21 protein-coding genes are annotated in these 21162 nt (G+C 44.0%); 18 read left to right on the top strand and 3 right to left on the bottom strand.

Going from position 1 to position 21162, the window contains the following annotated elements; translation table 11 throughout:
- Window positions 1–63: 63 nt before the first annotated feature.
- The 13 genes from MHI01_RS07665 (at window position 64) to coaD (ending at window position 12293) form a co-directional block, all read left to right on the top strand.
- Complete coding sequence (locus MHI01_RS07665) at window positions 64–1464, top strand: hypothetical protein (RefSeq protein WP_340982855.1); 1401 nt, start codon at window positions 64–66, stop codon at window positions 1462–1464.
- A gap of 552 nt (window positions 1465–2016) precedes the next feature.
- Window positions 2017–3018: a hypothetical protein gene (locus tag MHI01_RS07660; protein WP_036670316.1), complete on the top strand. Its 1002-nt coding sequence runs from the start codon at window positions 2017–2019 to the stop codon at window positions 3016–3018.
- 63 nt (window positions 3019–3081) lie between these two features.
- On the top strand, window positions 3082–3939 hold the full coding sequence (locus MHI01_RS07655; protein WP_036670318.1) for an ATP-dependent DNA ligase: 858 nt from the start codon (window positions 3082–3084) through the stop codon (window positions 3937–3939).
- A 36-nt stretch (window positions 3940–3975) separates the two neighbouring features.
- Window positions 3976–4647, top strand: coding sequence for an SOS response-associated peptidase (locus tag MHI01_RS07650; RefSeq protein ID WP_036670319.1), 672 nt, complete (start codon window positions 3976–3978; stop codon window positions 4645–4647).
- A 113-nt stretch (window positions 4648–4760) separates the two neighbouring features.
- Window positions 4761–5228, top strand: a complete 468-nt coding sequence (locus MHI01_RS07645; protein ID WP_036670321.1) for a hypothetical protein — start codon at window positions 4761–4763, stop codon at window positions 5226–5228.
- A gap of 425 nt (window positions 5229–5653) precedes the next feature.
- The gene (locus tag MHI01_RS07640; protein ID WP_036670323.1) at window positions 5654–6844 is read left to right on the top strand and encodes a putative phage abortive infection protein; all 1191 of its coding nucleotides are present in this window, start codon (window positions 5654–5656) and stop codon (window positions 6842–6844) included.
- 126 nt (window positions 6845–6970) lie between these two features.
- Window positions 6971–7834: a hypothetical protein gene (locus MHI01_RS07635; RefSeq protein WP_051449692.1), complete on the top strand. Its 864-nt coding sequence runs from the start codon at window positions 6971–6973 to the stop codon at window positions 7832–7834.
- Window positions 7835–7964: 130 nt separating this feature from the next.
- Window positions 7965–8279: a hypothetical protein gene (locus MHI01_RS07630; RefSeq protein WP_036670326.1), complete on the top strand. Its 315-nt coding sequence runs from the start codon at window positions 7965–7967 to the stop codon at window positions 8277–8279.
- 415 nt (window positions 8280–8694) lie between these two features.
- A complete protein-coding gene (locus MHI01_RS07625; RefSeq protein ID WP_340982854.1) occupies window positions 8695–9417 on the top strand; it encodes a hypothetical protein in 723 nt (240 codons plus the stop codon).
- 22 nt (window positions 9418–9439) lie between these two features.
- On the top strand, window positions 9440–9625 hold the full coding sequence (locus tag MHI01_RS07620; RefSeq protein ID WP_036670329.1) for a hypothetical protein: 186 nt from the start codon (window positions 9440–9442) through the stop codon (window positions 9623–9625).
- 804 nt (window positions 9626–10429) lie between these two features.
- The gene (locus MHI01_RS07615) at window positions 10430–10840 is read left to right on the top strand and encodes a BRO-N domain-containing protein (RefSeq protein ID WP_051449693.1); all 411 of its coding nucleotides are present in this window, start codon (window positions 10430–10432) and stop codon (window positions 10838–10840) included.
- 336 nt (window positions 10841–11176) lie between these two features.
- Entirely contained in the window at window positions 11177–11785 is a 609-nt protein-coding gene (rsmD, locus tag MHI01_RS07610; RefSeq protein WP_036609474.1) for a 16S rRNA (guanine(966)-N(2))-methyltransferase RsmD, read from the top strand.
- Between the two features lies 1 nt (window position 11786).
- The gene (gene coaD, locus MHI01_RS07605; RefSeq protein ID WP_085981453.1) at window positions 11787–12293 is read left to right on the top strand and encodes a pantetheine-phosphate adenylyltransferase; all 507 of its coding nucleotides are present in this window, start codon (window positions 11787–11789) and stop codon (window positions 12291–12293) included.
- On the opposite strand, the gene MHI01_RS07600 is transcribed toward coaD, so the two are convergent.
- Window positions 12271–13608, bottom strand: a complete 1338-nt coding sequence (locus tag MHI01_RS07600; protein ID WP_340982853.1) for a nucleoside recognition domain-containing protein — start codon at window positions 13606–13608, stop codon at window positions 12271–12273. The genes coaD and MHI01_RS07600 overlap by 23 nt on opposite strands.
- A 251-nt stretch (window positions 13609–13859) precedes the next feature.
- Between MHI01_RS07600 and MHI01_RS07595 the strand changes: the two genes are divergently transcribed.
- Window positions 13860–14900 carry a SepM family pheromone-processing serine protease gene (locus MHI01_RS07595; protein WP_101313434.1) on the top strand — a complete coding sequence of 347 codons (1041 nt, stop codon included), beginning with the start codon at window positions 13860–13862 and terminating at the stop codon, window positions 14898–14900.
- Between the two features lie 376 nt (window positions 14901–15276).
- Here the strand turns inward: MHI01_RS07595 and MHI01_RS07590 are convergent, their stop codons facing one another.
- Together MHI01_RS07590 and hmpA are read right to left on the bottom strand one after the other, a co-directional pair.
- The gene (locus MHI01_RS07590; protein ID WP_340982852.1) at window positions 15277–16509 is read right to left on the bottom strand and encodes a nucleotidyltransferase; all 1233 of its coding nucleotides are present in this window, start codon (window positions 16507–16509) and stop codon (window positions 15277–15279) included.
- A 290-nt stretch (window positions 16510–16799) separates the two neighbouring features.
- The gene (gene hmpA, locus MHI01_RS07585; RefSeq protein WP_340982851.1) at window positions 16800–18035 is read right to left on the bottom strand and encodes an NO-inducible flavohemoprotein; all 1236 of its coding nucleotides are present in this window, start codon (window positions 18033–18035) and stop codon (window positions 16800–16802) included.
- Window positions 18036–18498: 463 nt separating this feature from the next.
- Between hmpA and MHI01_RS07580 the strand changes: the two genes are divergently transcribed.
- The 4 genes from MHI01_RS07580 to plsX all read left to right on the top strand — a co-directional run bounded on the left by MHI01_RS07580 (window position 18499) and on the right by plsX (window position 21159).
- A complete protein-coding gene (locus tag MHI01_RS07580) occupies window positions 18499–19005 on the top strand; it encodes a YceD family protein (protein ID WP_036609465.1) in 507 nt (168 codons plus the stop codon).
- Window positions 19006–19072: 67 nt separating this feature from the next.
- Complete coding sequence (rpmF, locus tag MHI01_RS07575) at window positions 19073–19246, top strand: 50S ribosomal protein L32 (RefSeq protein ID WP_017689233.1); 174 nt, start codon at window positions 19073–19075, stop codon at window positions 19244–19246.
- 372 nt (window positions 19247–19618) lie between these two features.
- The gene (gene fapR, locus MHI01_RS07570; protein WP_047842457.1) at window positions 19619–20167 is read left to right on the top strand and encodes a transcription factor FapR; all 549 of its coding nucleotides are present in this window, start codon (window positions 19619–19621) and stop codon (window positions 20165–20167) included.
- Window positions 20164–21159, top strand: coding sequence for a phosphate acyltransferase PlsX (gene plsX, locus MHI01_RS07565; protein WP_017689231.1), 996 nt, complete (start codon window positions 20164–20166; stop codon window positions 21157–21159). Before fapR ends, plsX begins: the two co-directional genes overlap by 4 nt.
- Window positions 21160–21162: the final 3 nt, after the last annotated feature.

The raw sequence follows: 21162 nt of genomic DNA, 5'->3' as shown, positions 1-21162 counted from the left end.
ATCTGTATGGAAACATACAGCTGCCGAGTGGCGGCATGGTATTAGCACACCATGTGAACAGAAATGGACGCGATCAAGGAATTGACCATCCGAACCAAGGACCAATCGAAGACGACTTATGAAGGTTATAAGCTCCTGAACCTCAACGCTGAGCAATTCGAACAGGCCATAGCCGGAGGCGGAGAAAACGCGAAGAAAGCTACCCAGAAAATATTCCAAGCATTGTCTAAAATCCAGGACCCAATTAAGAGAAACGCCGCTGGTGTCTCCTTGTTCAGTACTCAGTTCGAGGATTTGGAGTATGAAGCGATCAAGGCCATGGGCGAAGCCCGTAGCCAATTCGATAAGACTAGGAAGACCATGGATAACGTCAAAAATGTCAAATTCAACACCCTGGGCATGGCGTTTCAGTCCATCGGACGTTCGGTTGAGATGGATTTCATTCAGCCCTTAGGTAAAAAGTTGTTGCCGGTTCTTTCCAAAGTGGCAAAGTGGTTCCAGTCTACTGATGGCAAGGCGTGGATGCAAAACATGCAGGACAATATTCAAAAGATCATCAAAAAGGCTGTTGATCTGTACACAACGATTAAGAATAACTGGTCAGGTGTAAAAAGTATTGCTCTGTCTGTCGTAGCGGGAATTGCAGCTATGCAAACAGCATTTACAGCATTAAAGATAATTGGCAGTATTAATGCCCTTATGAAAGCATATAAAGCTGGAACACTTTTAGCCTCAGCTGCACAATGGGCTCTGAATGGAGCTATGCTCGCTAATCCAATTGGCATAGTGATAGTTTCCATAGGTGCGTTGGTAGCGGCTATCGTCCTAGCAGTAACACACTGGGACTCCATTAAAGCTGCGGTGGGTCGATTCTGGACCGCTGTACAAGGCTGGTCGGGTGGTATTGGTGCTTGGTTCTCCGAACGGTGGAACGAGGCTTACAATGCGGCTACAACGGCGTTTAGTGGCCTGACAGGTTGGTTCGGTGGAATATTCGAAAGCATCAAAGGAACATTCAACAGCGCAGTGAATTGGATAATCGAAAAACTGAACTGGGTAATTGAGAAGGCCAACGGGATCAGCTTCGACATCCCGGACTTCTTAGGAGGCGGAACTATCGGGGTAGACATCCCGAAAATCCCAACGGTCGGTGGGTATGCAACAGGCGGATACGTCAACAAACCTGAGCTTGCTTGGGTCGGGGAAGGCAGATCAGCGGAGTGGATCATCCCGGACAACAACTCTCCTAAATCACAAGGATTGTTGGATGCTGCAAACAGAAGTATGGGTTACTCTCCGGCACCTTCTAGTGGAGGTATGAACATCGTGTACAGCCCTAATATAAACATCAATGGTAACGCCAGTAAAGCAGATATTGTTGCAGCTCATGACGCTGGCCGCGCTTCATTTGCACAGGAAATGGCTCAATGGCAGAGACAAAGGGAAAGGGTGAGTTTTGGATGACACGATGATTGGTGAAATGAAAGTTTTGTACACAAAGAATAATAGAAGAATTATAATGGGCATGAAAGGCTCTGTTGATGGTTTATCAGCAGAGCCTTTTATTGATATACATAACTAGTAGTCATATATTAAAATAGAAACATTATGAGTTTTGAGGGGGGATTTTACTGGGACACCCGTCAACTAAAAGTGGTATTCCTGTACATAGTGCGCTATCACATCTAAAAACTGCTTCTACATGGTACCGGTTTCCGCTACACATAATAGTTGGAGATAATTTCAATTCACTAACGAATGAAGAAAAAGAATTTATCCTTCTACATGAAGAAGGTCACCTAACCTATGGTCTCGTCCCTCCTGGAGAGTCTTGTGACAAAGAACTCGAAATAGAGCATAATTGCGATTTGTACGCTTTGGAAAGATCTAATCTTGATGCTGCGATCGGAGCCATGGATAAGATGATCGCCAATTCTATAAAATTGAAATTTACAACAAAAATAAAGAATTGATTAAAATAATCAACATCATTATCATTTTGAGGAGGGAATAGTTTTGTCGATAAACTGGAAAGTTAGTTGTGAAATACATATTTTTCATTATGAAAATTTCAGATTAGAGCCTGTCACAATAAAGTTTAAATCATACACATGTAACGTTTCTTTTATTTCTGGGGATTATTCTTCAGAGGAGGTTGGTGGACTGAATGAAGGATCAAGGAGCATAAGTGCTATAGAATTTTCTATCAGTAATATTGATAAAAAAGTGGATAAAGTAGAACAACTCATAAATGATGAAGAGAAACTTGCGAAAACAGTGTTGAATATAACTAACCTTGTCGCTAGAGTGGTCCGAAATGAAGGGGTTTGTACGTCAATCAATGAAGTCTCTTTTGATGAAAGAGAAGATTTGCATAATGTTTTCTATAAGTTGGGACTTGTAAACCCATTAACTAATTCTGAATACAAGCCTAATTTGGAATCTATGTACGTAAGTATAGCTAAGAATGAAAGATTAAATCGTGTCAACATCGGCACTGCTCATGTCAATTATGAGACCTGGTATGAAGAAGTAAAGCCTGCAATAAATACGGACTACATAACACCTCCGGAGAGAGTTTTCTTTGTTAATGCTTTGGAACAATATAAGAACAAAAATTACCGAATTGCGGTAATCGAATCTACGATATCTCTTGAAATTGTACTAAACGGTTTCTTGAGTGCTTATATGAGAAACTATAAGAAAATGACAGATGAAAAAGTGAAACAGTTTTTAAGTAAAGAAGTGGGCCTAACAGCAAGAGTAATTGGTTTGCTGCCCTTAACCATTAACGAAAAATCCCTAGAGGATATTGACTTGAATTCTGTATTAAAGCTAATCCAGTGGAGAAATAAGATTGTTCATGCTCTCGGTGATATTCCAAAGGGGATAGAAACTGATGTCTTTGCAGATTCTTTTAATAATGTGCTTCAACTTATTTTATTACTTTCACATAAAAAAGAGATTGTGGAGTCTAGTAAAGAGATAAAATTAGGAAATTCAATAATGCTTCCTTAGATCCATAACTTACCGCCTCAATCCTTTATGGCAAACCGCTATAATTGGGTTGAGGTGTTTTTTATGTTTATTAGTCCTATGTTACTTGAAACGTCACCGGGACCATTCTCACATTCGGAATACATTTTTGAGCCTAAGGTCGATGGACACCGGTTGATATATTCGCAACAATCCGGCAACGTCCGGTTATATACACGTCACAACAATGATTGCACTCGGCAGTACCCTGAATTACTACTGCCCTTTGACTCTGACATCATCTTGGACGGAGAGGTCGCTTGCACCGATCCAGAGACAGGACTGAACGACTTTGAGGCAGTCATGAGCCGGTTCAGCACTCGGCAGCACTCAAAGGTTCAGCAACTCATTAAGACATTGCCTGCCACGTTCGCTATATTTGATATCCTGCATTACAAAGGACAGGATCTCCGTAAGCTCGCTCTTATAGAACGCAAGGCTATTCTGCAAGGGCTCCAACTACCGTCTAATAGCTTTGGAGTGGTTCCGCATATTGAAGGCGCAGGAGAGGCCCTATACGCCAAGATAGAGGCAATGGGCATGGAAGGTGTAGTTGGCAAGCATAAGGACAGTCAGTACGTCAGCAGGCGGTCGAGAGAGTGGCAGAAGGTCATTAACTGGTCATATGCCGATATATTCATCACAGGATACAAAAAGTCCGAATTCGGGTGGCTTGCTGCTGTTCCAGATCCGTCAGGCAAGATGCGCCCGGTAGGAATCATCGAGCATGGCCCGAGTCCCAAACATAAGCAAGCTTTCCGTGGTGTTTGTCAGCAGCTTGTAACGGGAGAGGATAAGAACCACGTTTACCTGGAACCAAGGATACAAGCCAGGGTCAAAATGCGTAATTGGACCAAGTCCGGCTTGCTGCGTATTCCCGTGATTGATCAGTTTATAGTGTGATTATATATTGTAAGGACAATACAGGAGGTGCTTTGTATGTGTGGTAGATTCACAATCACAGATCCCTTGGACGCAATAATGGACAGATACTATGCATTTATAGCTGATGGCTTTGACTACAAACCTAATTACAACGCAGCACCCATGCAGTACATCCCAACGATAATCGGTAGCAAAGACGGTAATCGATTAGGCTCGCTCCGGTGGGGACTGGTACCCGTTTGGGCCAAGGATGACAAGATCGGGAATAAGTTGATCAATGCCCGGGCCGAGACTTTGGCAGAGAAGCCAGCTTTTAAACGTCTGATCAGCTCCAAGCGCTGTATAATCCCGACAAATGGATTTTATGAGTGGAAAAAAGAAGGATCTGCAAAGCAGCCCATGCGCATCTTGATGAAGGATGATCGCTTGTTCTCGCTTGCCGGCCTGTACGATACTTGGACAGATCCGGACGGGAACAAACTGAGCACATGCACAATCATTACTACTGAACCCAATAGTCTTATGGAAGACATCCACAACCGCATGCCTGTCATCTTGCGCCCTGAGGATGAGGCGGAATGGCTTGGAAAAGATAATGATGATGTTCAGTCACTACTTGGCTTGCTCAAGCCATATGAAGCGTCTGCGATGCGTGCATACGAGGTACCAAAAGAAGTGGGCAATGTGCGAAACAATAATGAGGATTTGTTGAAGAGTATTCTTTAACTGAGAAAGTGCCCCGACATCAGACATCATTCGGGGTCTTTTTTGTTTCAACATAATTTTTTCTGGCTTGGGAATAATATTTCGAGTAAAAATTATGAAGGAGCGATGAAACAGTGAATATTATAAGTCAAGCTGATTTCGACAGAACCTCAAACGTAATTTGTCCAGTTAGCAATGCAGTGTCAGATGGGTATGTAAAGATCATTGCAAGCGGTGAACTAGCTGCAAACAATGCTGATCACAAAATATTACTAAGAATAAATGGGGCTAAATCTTCTTACAAAAGTTATTATTTGATGACTGGTAACGACAATGAAGCGGCATGGGACGAAACAGGGATATTAATCGGAAGAAACGGTCGGCATTCGGATGCAAATTTCTTCTTTGAAGTAACCTTATCTGTTTTTTCAAAATCACAAAAGATTCTTAGCAATGGATGCGCAAATTCTATCAATGGAAACAACTCGTTACTTGGATTTGAGAATCACGGGGCTTTCATAACCAATCAGCCTTTATCAAGTTTAGAAATAGTGTTTACTGGCGGGGTTTCCACCGGTCAATTCAGAGTGTATCAATTCTAATAAAAGGAGCGCCTCATCTATTGGGGCGCTCTACCTCGTTTTTTAATCTAAACTCAAATGTTTCTCTTCAAATACCTCTTGCCCATGATCTTGACAGCTAGTGTACTATACCCTTCTACAATCCCTCCATAATCAATTAAAGTGTTTGAATTCTCCAATACATGCCAAACCGCTACCCTATCCTGACTTAACGCTGCCGTGACCACAAATCACAGTCAACCATGATCAGATTAATTCGAATACAGTAGCTAAAGCATTCAAGGCAGAAATTGCTAAAGTGGTTCAGTCCGAATAAAGAATATTTACAACATATACCAATTCATTTATAATGCTTATAGAATAAGTACAGTCCATCTCCGTTATCGTCTACATACTGGCGGGGTGATTTTTTGTTGATTCTAATAAGGTGAAAAGGGGAATCTGGTTTGAAAAAAGAAAATATTTTGATGTGGTTTGGTTCAATAATAGCTGTGATTACTGTTTTCGTTCCATTCGCTATAATTTATTTCACTAAAGCACCATACACTGTCGACAGCTTTGGAAAGCTGGGGACAATTGGAGATTTTTTTGGGGGCACTACAGTAGGTCTATTATCTTTGGCAAGTATTAGCTTTGTTACAGCCGCAATTATCATGCAAAAAGAGGAGCTGAGGTTACAACGTGCTGAGCTAAAAGCAACAACTGCTGAGTATAAGATAACAAACGCAACAATGAGAAAACAACAATTTGACAGTACATTCTTTAATATGATTAATCTGCATCATAATATTCTAAAGGAAATAACTTATCAAGAGGGTACTGGAAGAGATGCCATAGCTTTATTGTTTAAGAGGGTGAATGAAGAATATAAGTCAGGAGTGTTAAACTCTTATGAGTTAGAATTAAAAGAATTAATTCTTGTGAGTAGCAAAACAACTGTGGTGAATGATTTTCTTCTTAAGTCATTTATTTTTAATAAGAAACAGGATTACATACATGAAATTAGAAAAAAAGCAGAGAATGGTCGAATTAGAGATTTTGACTTTATATCGAAACAATATGTTATTAAGAATGTGGAAACCAAAATAAACGATATTAAAAATGACATAGATGGACGTTGGCTCGAAATAAAAGAAAAGGAAAAAAAAGACTTTGATTCATTGCAAGAAAACAAGTCATTTTTAAATAAAATATTGCGTGAAGCTAATTTTGAAGAATTGATGAAGGCTAGTGTGCAGAATGATTTTATTCAAACTTACACACAAGACACTTTACTTAGCCCTCTGAATTATCTAAAAATAAAAGCATATGAAACTGTATATAATGAAAATGAGAATTCTATAGGCCACTATTATAGGAATTTGTATAGGATAATTAAGCTAATACAGGATGAAAAATTCGTTGAAGATGTGGTAAATAATGAAATAGAGAAGAAAAAGTATAGGGGCATTTTACGTGCACAGCTTTCATCTTTTGAATTAATGATGTTATTCTACAATGTCGTATATTCCCAAAAAGGCGAAAAATTTAGATCATACTTAATGAATACTAATTTTTTCGATGATCATTTAGTGCAATCTGACTTCATATGGGCGAATGATAAGGAAGAGTTGAAAGTAATTAATGCTATTCAGTAAAAATATCATAAATGAATTGTTTGAAGCCTATACTATAGGCTTCTTCTTATATTGAAATCTAGTTGATGTACATGATTTGAGATTTCAATTACACTATTTTGTAGTAAATACTAGGGAGGAATTGGATTGACTACCAATGTTAAAGATCAAGTAGAAAAACAAGAGCAAGAAGCCAAAAAAGAAGAACTAAAAACTTGTTTCATTGTAATGCCTATTTCGAATGCAGATGGGTACGATTCAGGGCACTTTAATAGGGTTTATGACTACATAATAAAACCAGCTTGTGCTGCTGCTGGATTCAAACCATCGAGAGCGGATGACACCAAGCACACAAACACAATTATCTTGGATATACTAGATCAAATTGTGAAAGCAGACATGGTTCTATGTGATCTAAGCTCGAAAAATCCAAACGTTATGTACGAGCTGGGGATAAGACAAGCATTTAATTTACCTGTTGTATTAATTAAAGATGATGCAACCCCGAGAGTCTTTGATACATCAGCACTGCGAGATATTGAATATGATCGTGCTCTACGGATTGATAATGTAAACGCAGTGGTGGCTCGTTTAACAGAGGCTATAAAGGAAACGTATCGTATGAAAGATGATGATACACATTCTTTAATAAGTTTGCTGAATATTCAGCCTGCGACACTCCCTGAGAAAAAAGAAATAAGTCCGGATACTGCAATTATACTTGAGGCAATAAGAACAATAAAATCTGCTCCTCCAGTGAGAAAAAAATCGAATCTACTGGTGTGGGATGAGGAAAATAATCGAACTGAAGAGCACAAGTTTAATGAAATCTCGATAGAAGAGATGCTCTTAAATGGAGATTATGAAATTAAGCACAATGTCTTTGGTGTCGGAGAAGCTGTAAGTTATAACACAGAAAACAGAGATGTTACAATATCTTTTGTGAAGGATCAGTTGAAAAAGAAGTTTGAATATCCATATAGTGAATTGTACTTCACTAAAAGACTATAAAATTCGCGTGAAATGAGAACAGGTGATAAACCTGTTTTTTTGTTTTTCTAAATGCTCTTGTAAAAAAAAACGGCATTGCCGTATATTTATGACAGGCTATTAAACAGGAAAATTTAAGGAGGAATGAGCATTGACCTTGAATCAGTACCGAGATCTGGCGGACCAACTGGGAGGAGAGGTCGGAGAGCGGATCGCAGCACTGGTCGAAGAGTTGGAAGAGTCGAGAAAGATCATACGTTGGAAAAAGTACCCTCCTCTCCTTGGAAGTAAAGAGGTAGCGGAACAGATTGGTGCAGACCCTAAGAATATGCATCATGTCCGCAAGAACAAGATGTTCCCAGAGCCTGACGTTATGGTTGGGACAAGGCCGTTCTGGTTTAAACCGTCGATTGATGAGTACCAGGAACGAATGGAAGAGTGGAGAAACAAAGACAAGCCAGATTAGGAGTTTGGGTCCCTCTGAGAGATGAAAACTGACTACGGGTGCTCGCGAGCCCGAAATCCGTTCAGATTTTAAAATTTTATTTTTCTTCCGCTTCTTTTAGCCTCAGGCCAAATCTGGGGCTTTTTGAGCGTGTTTCTTCAAATAATGCACCAAGTTAGGGTGTGATGGAAAGGAGTATTAAAACGGAAGTCAAGGACAGAAAATTGTTAAAAGGAAAACGGAAGAGGCAAAGATTCCTGATATCTTTTTGTGTTAGGAAGGGGATTCTCGTTAATAGAGCGAAGGTAATGTTTTAGAAGGAGGAGGTTGCCTTGCTAAGCATAGTAGATTACATAGCTAAGAGAAAGAAAGAGGACGGTCTTAATGAATTTAATTACCAGGCGAAGGCAGAAAATACGAGTATCTGTGTAATTATGTGTTTGAGTATTTCAACAATTATCTTACTGAAAGTGCATCAGATGAAAAAACATATCTCCAGTCTGAGAAGCTTGAGAAGTACCGGGGGCAGCTAGCACAGCTTGATTCTGAAACGGCTGAGTGGCTCGTTCAACTGTTCGATAATCATGGTAAAATGCTAAATCATGCTATTAATAATTTTCTGAAAAAACAAGAGCTATTTCTGATCTATAATTCTGATGCTGAATTCCGGAGTGTTTCCTACGAGTGTTACACTTTCTTGAGTAAAAAGCATCCTTATTTAAGAGATCATACTGAGATGTTATTCATTTATATCAAAGAGCATCATGGGATCAAAAGTCAGGAAAGAAATGGAGTTAAAGTTCCTTATATTAATGAAGAGATAAATAATTGGCTGGAAGAGACATCGAGAAAGCATCAAGTGAACTTATGGAAGTTTACTTACGACTGGGTGATTAAATTTTATGAAGAAGAGAAGTTGTGGCCAGCAACACATAGAAAAAAAAGTAATGATTCTTGGAGGAATTACGAGTATGACTACAAGCAAAAGAGTAATCTTTTCAATCTAAATGAATTGTATAGAAGGTTGCCTAAGAAGTCCTTCATTCGAGGCAAAAAGCAGGAGTTGGAGATTTTGATGATGTACAACTGGCTTTTTGATGTGGTTGGAGATGAAGAGTATTGGGACGAATACATTTCTAAAGTGATCGAGAATTCTTAATCATTATATAAGGGGAATAAATATGAAAGTGAGTCCGGAGTTGATGAAGCATCTAAACGAGCTATTGGACACTTACACACAGGAAGTGAAGAGTGCGGGGTTAAAGCCGTCTACAGAGAAAACATATCTACTTCACGCCGATCATTTCGTGCGCTGGTGTAACGGGGACTTTGTCCCTGGTGCTACATTAAAAAAGAATAACAAATAAGAATATCAAATTGATGGAACTAAATAATAAGGATCTTCATTAAACGAAGGTCCTTATTTCTGTCCGTTAAACGGTCAGGATGTATAGTGTATATATAAGTATTATAAGAACAACGTACTCGTATTTTGAGTCTGGCAGAATTTCATATCATCCTGATCGGATGATGAGTCCCCTCGTATCTATCTCCTGTTAGTATCTGTTACCCCCGACCTTACTTGTAGTAACCCCGCCGACTTGTACTCACTTTATGAGTATGTAAAAATTCTACATCTGTCAGATTGACAGCTAGAGAAATTGATTGGCGCAGTAAACAGTCCATAAAAACTAGAAGGAAGAGTAAGGCGCAAGATATGTGATTTGAAATCACATGGTGGAGAATGGAAGAACCGACGAAAAAGATATTATCCACTTAAACGGATAGTATCGAATAGGTGATGACCGTCAGATTGACGGGTATGAACCCACTCCTCCAAAGAAAATAACAATTGCAAGAAAAAGAAAACAACCGGAGGAGGTACTTTCAAAGCACCCCCCATGTCGAAGATGGGAGTCATAGTAATAAGGTCATCGGCTGGATGTGACATCAGGTTTGTAGAGAAATACCCTGGCGATTGGTGGGCTGTGTTTGCTGGTGTTGCTAATGCACTTGGATTAAAAGCATTAAGGTTAAACAGCGCTTATTAGACGACCTACTTTTAAAGTATACCGTCGATGATTCAATCAATCGGGTGTGTGGTGCACTCGGAATCACGATTGAGATCAAGCACGAAGAACCACAGACTTCTGAACCAGAGGTGTTGGTAAATGAACACTCGCATTGAAAGTTGGCTCGGTCATGAGATTCGATTCGTTGAGGAAATACCTGGTGAGTGGTGGGCAGTTGCTACTGATGTTACTAAAGCACTGGGCATCAGAAACGCCGCTCAAGCAATTAACGGAAACACAAGGTCAAAAAGTAAAGGGCTACCTGGTAGTCAAAAGGGTGTATGTAAACTAGCTACCCCTGGTGGTCTGCAAGATGTTCTCGTTGTAAACGAACCTGGTATCTATAGATTAATTTTCCGAAGCAATAAGTCAGAGGCCGAAGATTTTCAAGATTGGGTGTTCGAGATCATTAAGACGCTACGCCAATCAACAGGTCTCGAAGGATTCCAAGTATTTCGAATGCTCGATAAGAAAAAAAACGCACCCAATTCGCACCCAATAACGGATTGAGTAATGACATCAATCGTTAGGTATAGATAAAAACCTTGATAAATAAGGATTTAGACAACAAAAAGAAGCCCTCTTTCGAGAGCTTCTTTTTCATGGGAGAGGAGAAACCGGACGAAGAGCTTATGGGGAAACGTAAGTCTTCTCCGCGGTTGTCTACGACACTTGTGATGTCGATAATTATAGAATCGCCCGATTGTTTCCTTTTTATACATATGCGTCAATAATTCGTCAACAATTTTCCAAGGGAAATGAAGACCGCACATTTTTCAAACCGAACCCGAATGTGGTACGATAGTCGTATCAATAAACTTACATAGAGAAAAGGTGACTCGTCAAGTGAGAGTGGTATCTGGGAGTGCAAAAGGCAGGCCGCTGAAGGCTGTTCCTGGCACGGGTACGCGGCCAACCACCGACAAGGTGAAGGAAGCGTTATTTAGCATGGTTGGTCCTTATTTTGAGGGCGGCACAGCATTGGATCTGTTTGCAGGCAGTGGAGGTCTCGGTATTGAGGCGCTGAGCCGCGGCATGGACAAGGCTGTTTTTGTTGATTTGGAATCGAAAAGTATTGAAGTCATCCGCATGAATCTGAAGGCAACCAAGCTGGAAGACCAGGCGGCCGTATATCGTAATGATGCAGGTCGAGCATTGAAGGCACTCGCCAAGCGAGGCACAACGTTTGATCTGGTGTTTCTCGACCCGCCATATCGCATGAAGAACGGGCACGAGTTAATGCTGACCATGCACGAACTGGAACTTTTGGAACCCGAAGCAACCATCGTGCTTGAATATGAATCCAAACATGATTACCCTGAGCAATTCGGCCCGTTTGAACAAACGCGCAAGGCTTTGTATGGGGAGACGGCAGTATCCATCTATTATTATGCGCCAGAAGCAGTTGAAGATGGAGAATCCATTACACCGGAAGAGGAGGCTCCTCATGACTGAAATGATACATCGACAGGAACGGATCGCCGTATATCCTGGAAGTTTTGATCCCGTAACGATGGGGCATCTGGATATTATCGCCAGAGCGTCGAAGCAATTTGATCGCGTCATTGTGGCTGTGTTGAACAATATGAGCAAAAATCCGCTGTTTACGGTGGAGGAACGCAAGGAATTGATTACGGAAGTAACCCGCCATCTACCCAATGTGGAGGTGGATAGTTTCCGCGATCTGACAGCCAATTACGTCCGGCAAAAGGAAGCTCAGGTCATCGTTCGTGGTATACGCTCGGTAACTGATTTTGAATACGAGTTGCAATTGGCATCGACCAACAGCAAGTTGAACCCGGATGCGGAAACGATATTTATGATGACAAATCCGAAGTATTCCTATTTAAGTTCCAGCATCGTCAAAGAAATCGCTCATTATCATGGAGATGTTACAGATCTTGTCTCACCTGAAGTGGAAGCTGCGCTCCGTCAGAAAATCAGCGAGAAAACCGGCGGTTAAACCAGAAGGTAAGACCTGATAGACTAACCATGACTGCAAGAAGTAACGCAAGTCCCATGCATGCAGCAGGGAAGACGCTCCAAATGGTGTTGATCGTGTATGTGTTACCTGGACTATGTATGAGTAGCCAACCGAATGGTGCCGAGAGGTCCTGCTCTGCATTCGTCTGTAATGTGGTCCAGACTTCTGTGCTATAACGGGTGAACGGCATCCATAGGAACAGACTGATGAAAAAGGCGATTAATCCATGAGTCAGACGAACTCCGGCAAAGTACAACATCGATTTGCTGCCCGGACCAGTTGTTTTCAAGACAGCAGAGACTTGCAGATGGGAGCATAAACCACCCCATCCCAGAACGGCTGCAAGTAGAGACATGAGCAGCATGGGTGTTAATGAAGTCTGGCTCAAATGATAGGTGCCTAGGTGAATCTCAAAGAAAGCTGGCCACAGCGCAGCAGAGGACCCGGGGGTCAGATAAAGGGAGACCAGCCGGATAAATACGGCAAAACCGATCATGTATCCTCCAGTCATCATTAAGGTCTGCACAGCTTGGGATACAGTGTCACCTAACAGTTTGCCAAATCCTCTTCCATCACGACTATGGGCTTCTTTGGCTGCAATCATCATATCAGACCATATACTGCGTCGTTTGTTCGTAGCATGGTGGGGGGCAGATGAGCGACTTGTGGAACTTGCAGGACTTGCAGGCTGAGAATCAAGAGAGTTCTTATCTGCTTGTAAGGCTGTCGAGCCAACCCTGTCTTTCTGTTTACCCGGTGCTGGCAGGAGACGTGTGGCAAGAATGGCAGCAATCCAGCCGCTGATCCAGTGGACCACGAGTAGAAAATATCCGGCCGCTGGCTGGTGGAGAAAAGCAGCACCAACGACCAGTATGATCATCATTGGATTGGCAAAATGAGATGCCGCCGCAAGGACAACCGCCTGCTTGGCGGTAATTTGTCTATCCTGAAATAAACGGGATACCGCATCTGCTCCTGCGGGGAATCCGCCGCACATGCCAACGGCAATCGCCAGACCTGCGTTGCCTGGGAGTCTGAACCAGCGTTGCATTAACGGTCCAAGCAAGGCGCCGATCGCGTGGGTGAAGCCAAACGCAGTGAGCATTTGGGATAACATGAGGAACGGGAGCATGGCAGGGAAGATGATTTTCCACCATATATCCAGACCTTGAATAGAGGCGTCAAACGCTTCTTTGGGGGAAGCAACTACTGCAATGACCAACATTAAAGCGCCGGTACTTAGGATTATCGTTCGTAACGGGCCAGATTCTCTAACCTCGCTCTGTAATGTCATCGTTTCACCTCATATCAGATAACGCCTATTCGGCATCTGAATCGTTATGGACGGCCGAATGACGCCCGAAGGGCGGTTCGGCCTTGACCGGACAGGCTATTGTATACAGCGGCCTATCCGGCCTGTACCATTGTATGCACAAGGACCAGAGTGTTAGACTTGAAAAAAATGATTAAACAAGATGGAATTACGATTGCTGATTAGTGTAGAGTTCAGCTTATATAGAGATACAAAGAACGGAGGCTCATGCGATGAATCGGATTCGGAAATCTGGCGGATTCAGAGCTTCGATCTTTGTGATCGTGGTGGCTCTGGTCGTCTATGTTGCCGTGTACATGCCAACGCCGTATATCATATATATGCCTGGCAGTGCAGATGAAGTAAAACCAATGGTAACCGTTAAGGGCGGAGACCAGGAAGAACACGGTGTGTTCATGATGACAACCGTGTCGGCAACATATGCCAATGTGTTTTTGCTAGGAACCTCTCTGTTCAATAAAAATGCTCAAGTGGATAAAAAGGAAGACCGACTGCGCGGCAAAAGCGAAGCGGAATACTCTGCCGAACAGGTGTGGTTCATGAGTGACTCACAATCCTCCGCAATGGAGGCTGCATATGAGCAGGCTGGTGTGACTTACTCTATTGTACCTGAACATATCTTTGTATTTGGACTGTCTGAAGATCCAAAACCGGAAGGAGACATTGCTCCGGGAGATATCATTCTGGGAGTGAACGGAACAGCTACGCCGGATAATACGGTGCTTTCTGCCGAGTTAAAAGATAAAAAGGTCGGAGATACGGTTGAAATGCAACTGGAACGTGGTGGAGAGACCATTAGCCGGGATGTGAAACTGATTCAGGTAAAAGACAATAAAACAGGTGAAACCCGCCCGGGACTCGGAGTAATGATTGGTACGGTTCAGAAGGTGAAAGCTGAAGAGCCAGACAAACAGATATCCTTTACCGATACTCAGGTTGGTGGTCCGTCTGCCGGCTTGATGTTTACGTTGGAGATCTATAACCAGTTAACACCTGGAGATCTGACCAAGGGGCATCGAATTGCGGGTACAGGTACCATTACCAAGGAGGGTGTGGTGGGTGCCATTGGTGGTGTAGTACACAAGATTGTAGCCGCTGATCGAAAAGAAGCGGAGATCTTCTTTGTACCTAAAGATAACTATAAGGAAGCAGCAGCCAAGGCTGAACAGATCGGCACCAAAATGAAACTTGTGCCTGTGAGCACGGTGGATGATGCACTGGCTTATTTGAAAACCTTGTCCGTGAAATCATAGGATTTAAACGGGCGGGAAGATATCGAGCCAACGTTGAACCGGATGGATAAAGAACGGATAAAATCGGAATAATTGATTACAGTGGAATGAAATGTGATCAAGAGATTTGAGAAGATCAACAGACTCACTAGACCCAAAGGGGTAGAGATACCCAAAAGATTTAAGAGAAAAAGATTTAAGAGAACAAGAGAAGTGAATAAGAGAAGTGAATAAGAGAAGTGAATAAGGAAATCCCCTTGTTGCGAGGTGCCTGAGAGGCGCGCAACAAGGGGATTTTTTAATTGTATAGTTGAGTGTGGAACAGTGGATATCAATGATCTGTTTGATGATGGAATAAAAAGCTCCATAGAGATGAAGCCTTATGGTCAAAAGCGGATTACAGTCTCACAGGCGACTCATAGTAGTCACTGAACATCCTACGTGTGTCCCTGTGCTCGCAAGCGAGCCCATACGCAACCTGAGCTTGTATATCCAGTTCCAGCTGATTGTGTGTGAACGTCGATGGTTTCAGCACAACAGGCAGTGACGCGGTTTTCTTCATTTGTTTAAGCAGGCTCTGCCCTTGAGCATTAAATCCGAGGACTCGGAGATATCCGGGTCCGGCAGCCAATTGCTCTGGTGAACACTCGGCTTTGGTGTGATTCAGGAGCAAGTGGGCGAGCATACGCTGGAGTTTGGTGCGTGTGTATCGTTTGGTCTTCAGTGCATTCAGGAGTGCTTCGACTGAAGGCTCCGGGAGCTGAGCGAGTGTACGGCTCAGCCTGTATTCCAGGCCTTCCGTGACTTCGGCGATGCGTTCCAGCTCGGAGGCGCGTCGGGTGGCCGCGAGGTGCAACAGCGGCTGTGCAAAGCGCTCCCAGTGTATGGGAGCGCGCCCTTCTTGCCATTCGCGATGCAGAATGGCAAGGGTTGCCGCCGGCACGTATGGCGCGGCGGCGTTGGGGCCGTCCGCCATCAGCAGGCGGCGGACGGCTGTGGCACTGGCGATCGCCCCCGGCCCGGGCGTCGCCTCATGATACGCGGCACCGGTACGCGCCGCCGTAAAGGGCTGGATCGCGCTGCCAAGTCGTTGCAGCGCGATCAGGTAGTGCAGCCCAAGCGAATTGTTGGGCTGCTCCAGCAGTGCAGCGGCGTCGTGAACATCGACGCCGCCGGGCGCCAGCGCCGCCGCCGCGCCTGCGTACGCGGCGGGGTAGCTGGCGCCTTCCCGCAGGCGGCGCGCGATGTCCTCGCGCATCCCTGCGGGCTCCACAGCCAGCACGCGCGCAATGCGCTGCAGGCTGTCCAGGTCGCCGGACTCGCTGCCAAAGCAGAGCGAGTCCACAACGCCGGTGCGGTGCAGCAGCGAGACCGCACCGAAGGCAAACCACTCGGCCGGTTGGACCGCGTACGCAACCGGCAGTTCAAGCACGAGATCCGCGCCTGCGTGCAGCGCCATCTCGGTGCGTGCCCTTTTACCCACGATGGCGGGCTCGCCACGCTGGAGAAAAGGGCCGCTCATAACTGCGACAACGGCGTCTGCTCCGCTTAGCCGCCGTGCTTCCTGCAAATGATAGACATGCCCATTGTGCAAGGGGTTATATTCAACTATGACGCCTACGGCATTCATGATTAGACGTACTCCTTTCGATTGGATAACCGAGTATGTATAACATCCATTCCATCATAGGGGATGTCATGTATTAGATCAAATCATGCACCAATTTAGACAAGAAAAAGGCACAATTCCAACATCAGCAGAAGTCAGACTGTGCCTGTAAATCTATTGTATATTACACATTTTCGATAATCGGAGAACGGCTTCTTCATCTTAATAAATCATCGTAGTAGTACACTTACCTATACACTTATACATGTAGGAAGAAGTTAGGTTAATCACATCTCACAATCTCAGCACGCTTAGACACTTTCCGGCGTGGGAGATAAACTTGCTTTGGGCCCGAAAAATTCATAATGAATGTTGTCCGCCGCAACACCGAGTGCCTGAAGTTCCGTATACACTGCCCGCATGAACGAAACCGGTCCACACAGATAATACGTGGAATCCAGTTCATCGATCACTTGACGAAGCCAGATCGCATCTATATAACCTTCCTTATGAAAATACTCATTTTCACGATCAGCATCCTCAGGTTGAGTATAACAATAATAAGCTTTAACGCCCTGATTACGTTTGGCCAGACTGTCCACATAATCACGGAACGCGTGAGATTGACCATTGGGACTTGCGTGCAAAAATGTAATGGTTCGATTTTCATTCAAGTTAACCAGCGTATTTAACATACTGATCATGGGCGTTAGACCGACACCACCACTCAGGAGAACAACAGGCCGCTTATCGTCTGCAATCAGCGTGAAGTCCCCAGCAGGAGCAGATAGCTCCACCAGACTACCTTCTTCAATGTGATCGTGGAGATACGTTGAGATAACTCCGTCAGGACGCTCTAATACACCTCGCTCACGCTTAACGGAAATGCGATAGTGGGGTTTACCCGGGGTATCTGAAAGGCTATACTGACGAATCTGGGTAAATGACTGTGCCTCGGGTTTGATTTTGATACTGATGTATTGTCCCGGTTCATAACTGGCAATGGGCTGGCCATCGTCTGGAACGAGGTAAAAGGACGTGATGATTTCACTTTCCTGCACTTTCTTGGCAACCTTGAAGGTACGGAACCCTTCCCAGCCACCCGTTTGGTTTTCCGCTTCCGTATACATATCCTGTTCAATCCCGATAAAGGCGTCTGCAATGACATTATAGGCTTCGCCCCACGCCGTGATAATTTCATACGTTGCCGCGTCTCCAAGTACATCTTTGATGGCTTGAAGCAGATAGGTGCCAACAATCACATATTGCTCGGGAACGATACCCAGGCTGCGATGTTTATGTGCAACTTGCCGGACGGCAGGCAGGATGGAGGACAGATTATCGATATGCAGGGCAGCGGTGTATACCATATTGGCGAGGGCGGCTTGCTGTCGTCCCTGTTTCTGATTTGCGTGATTGAAAATATTCAGTAGTTCCGGATGAGCTGTGAACATCGTTTCATAGAAATGGCGTGTGATCGCTTCGCCGTGGACTTCAAGTACAGGTACTGTAGATTTAATGACTCTAATGGTGTGCTCGCTTAACATACATTTTCCCTCCCGATATAATATGAAATAGTTGGATAATAAATCGGTCATGGAGCTGATCATGCTTCGGTTTATAGCAAGTATAGATAGGGAGCAAGCGGGTCTGTGTGACATAGATCACACTAAACGTTAACGAAATGTGACCGCTATTTGCAAGGAACTACAATTAAAATGACGACTTGTAGTTTATCTTAAAGTGAGTCTATAATAGACCAGATGGAGTAAACGGTTCTGGGCCATTGGTTTTAAAATAGGGTGTAAAGTTAAAAGTGTTGACAAACGTCTTGAAAAATCGGTATAATGATTTTTGTTTGTTAAGTCAATTTCATAATACTTTTAACGAAGATTCGTCAGAATACATACAGTCAGGATTTATTGCTTTACAAAAGCAGGCTTGACCTGTATAACTGTCGTGATACGTTTGATACGAATTATGAAATTGGTTTCGTTTGGAGTGATGGAAATGTTAATGCCATTTCGCAAAGTGGCTACCAGTGATGGTCCCCTGAAGTTTAACGAACAGTGGGAGATCAAGGAACTGGTTTCTAACCGACAAGATATCACAGCCGTTACCCCGCTGACTGCGGACTTATCTGCAGAATTCAGAGAAGGTGACGTTGTGGATGTTCATGGCAAGCTGACTGTAGGAGTGGACATGTTGTGCTCCCGTTGTCTTAAGCCAATCAATGAACATTTTCATATTGATTTTCATGAGCAATTCAAGCAGGGAAAACAGCCAGAGGGATTACACGAAGACGATGATACGCTCTATGTGGATGGAGATAGCGTTGATCTGAAGGGTTATGCCGAGGAAGCTTTTCTGCTGGATCTTCCGTTTATACCGCTATGTAGCGATACATGCAAAGGGTTATGCCCCAAGTGTGGCCATGAGCTGAACGAAGGTGACTGCGGTTGTGATAACGAGGTTATTGATCCGCGGCTTGCAGGGCTCAAGGATTTTTTTAAATGAGCATGATTGAAAATCGAACATTTTAAGACTACCTGCAAAGGTTGATTTTGATAAGGAGGTGGGAATAATGGCAGTACCTCAACGGAGAACGTCCAAGACGCGTCGCGACAAACGTCGCACTCACTTTAAATTGGCTGTACCGGGCATGGTGAAATGTGAACAATGTGGCGAACTTAAACTTAGTCACCACGTGTGCAAAGTGTGCGGAACGTACAAAGCAAGAGAGATCATCTCTCAATAATAGTTGGACATTAAGTAGCACTTCATTTCGATGAGGTGCTACTTTTTTTGGATTAGAGAGTGTAGGTAGAGTGAGCTAACTAGCATGAAATCTTTGCACCAGAAGGGTGAATTGTTTTTGTTAGGCCAGTCTTTCTTTTTGACACTGGATGAGATATACTATAGTTTAGTACCAGGTTCTAAGATTTGACGTTACATATAGATGAACCATAATCCGTTTGAGAACGACCCTGGTGACCAGGGATGCAACTATAGAAGCAACACGAAAGAATGGTTGAACTGGCCGGACGGGACGGTTCCGTAAACGATACAGCGGGGGGTGTCAGGCATCGAACGTGTACCGAAGAGACAGAGGCAACAGCAGTTAACCAGAATGATAGAAGAGAACCCGTTTGTGACGGATCAGGAACTTACACGCCAATTGAAGGTGAGTATTCAGACGATTCGTCTTGACAGGCTGGAACTTGGAATACCCGAACTTCGGGAGCGGATGAAACTGATGGCAGAGCTCTCGTATGATCAGGTACGCTCGTTGCCCTTGCATGAGATTATCGGTGATATTGTGGATCTGCAACTGGATAAGAGCGGGATTTCCCTGTTTGAGATTAAGGAAGAACACGTGTTTTCCAGAACAGGGATTGCACGCGGACACTATGTCTTTGCACAGGCCAACTCCTTGGCTGTAGCGATTATTAATGACGAGATCGCGTTGACTGCATCAGCAGACATTCGCTTTGTCCGTTCGGTTCATTTGGGAGAGAAATGTATTGCAAAGGCTTATGTGAGATCGATTCCGGGTCAAAAGGGCAAAGCCAAAGTGGAAGTATTCACTTATGTAGGTGAAGAAATGGTGTTTCAAGGCAACTTTGTAATCTACCATTCAGGTGGAGAAGACAGCGGAGAAGGAGGTCATTTGGAATGAAAATCGTCATTGATGCCATGGGAGGCGACAATGCACCTGCATCAACGGTAGAAGGTGCGATTGCCGCAGCCACGGAATGGGCGGATACACAGATCGTCCTGATCGGCGATGAAGCCAAGCTGGAACCTCTTTTGAGTCAGTCAGGTGTTAGACCTGCCAATCTTACGGTCCGGCATGCTTCCGAAGTTATTGGTTCGGATGATGAACCCGTCAAAGCAGTGCGTCGCAAGAAGGATGCCTCCATGGTGGTCGCAGGCCGCATGCTGAAAGAGGGCGAAGCGGACGCGATGATCTCGGCGGGCAATACTGGAGCGCTCATGACAGCGGGTTTGCTTGTTGTAGGTCGCATGGAAGGCATTGAACGTCCGGCGCTTGCGCCTATGATTCCAACGATTGATGATGTAGGTGTGCTTGCGCTGGATCTAGGAGCGAATATGGATGCCAAACCGGAGCACCTTGCACAATATGGCTTGATGGGCAGTTTGTATCGGCAAAAAGTACAGGGCATTGAGTCCCCACGAGTGGGCTTGCTCAATGTAGGAACAGAGCCAGGCAAAGGAAATGAGTTGACCAAACATGCATACCCTTTACTGGAACAACTCCCAATTCGTTTTGTCGGTAATGTTGAGGCACGTGATGTGCTGACTGGTGCTTGTGATGTGCTTGTATGTGACGGTTTTGCAGGGAATATCCTGCTGAAGTCGCTGGAAGGCACAGCAGGTGCCATTTTCGCCTTGCTTAAGGAACAATTTTCATCTTCTCTCAAAAGTAAACTGGCTGCAGCTGTACTAATGCCTGAGCTGCGTGGGTTGAAACGAAAGCTGGATTATACGGAGCATGGCGGAGCGCCACTCCTCGGTTTGAGCAGACTGGTTGTGAAAAGTCATGGATCTGCTGATGGCAATGCCATCAAAAATGCTGTGCGCCAAGCTCGGATTGCAGTGCAGAATCAGCTGGTAGAGAGCATATCTAAGGAAATTAGCGGGAAGTGAGTG

The sequence above is a fragment of the Paenibacillus sp. FSL M7-0656 genome (genome assembly GCF_038003225.1).
GTDB classification, from domain to species: Bacteria; Bacillota; Bacilli; order Paenibacillales; family Paenibacillaceae; genus Paenibacillus; species Paenibacillus amylolyticus.
This window is presented reverse-complemented; position numbering and strand designations above follow the sequence as displayed.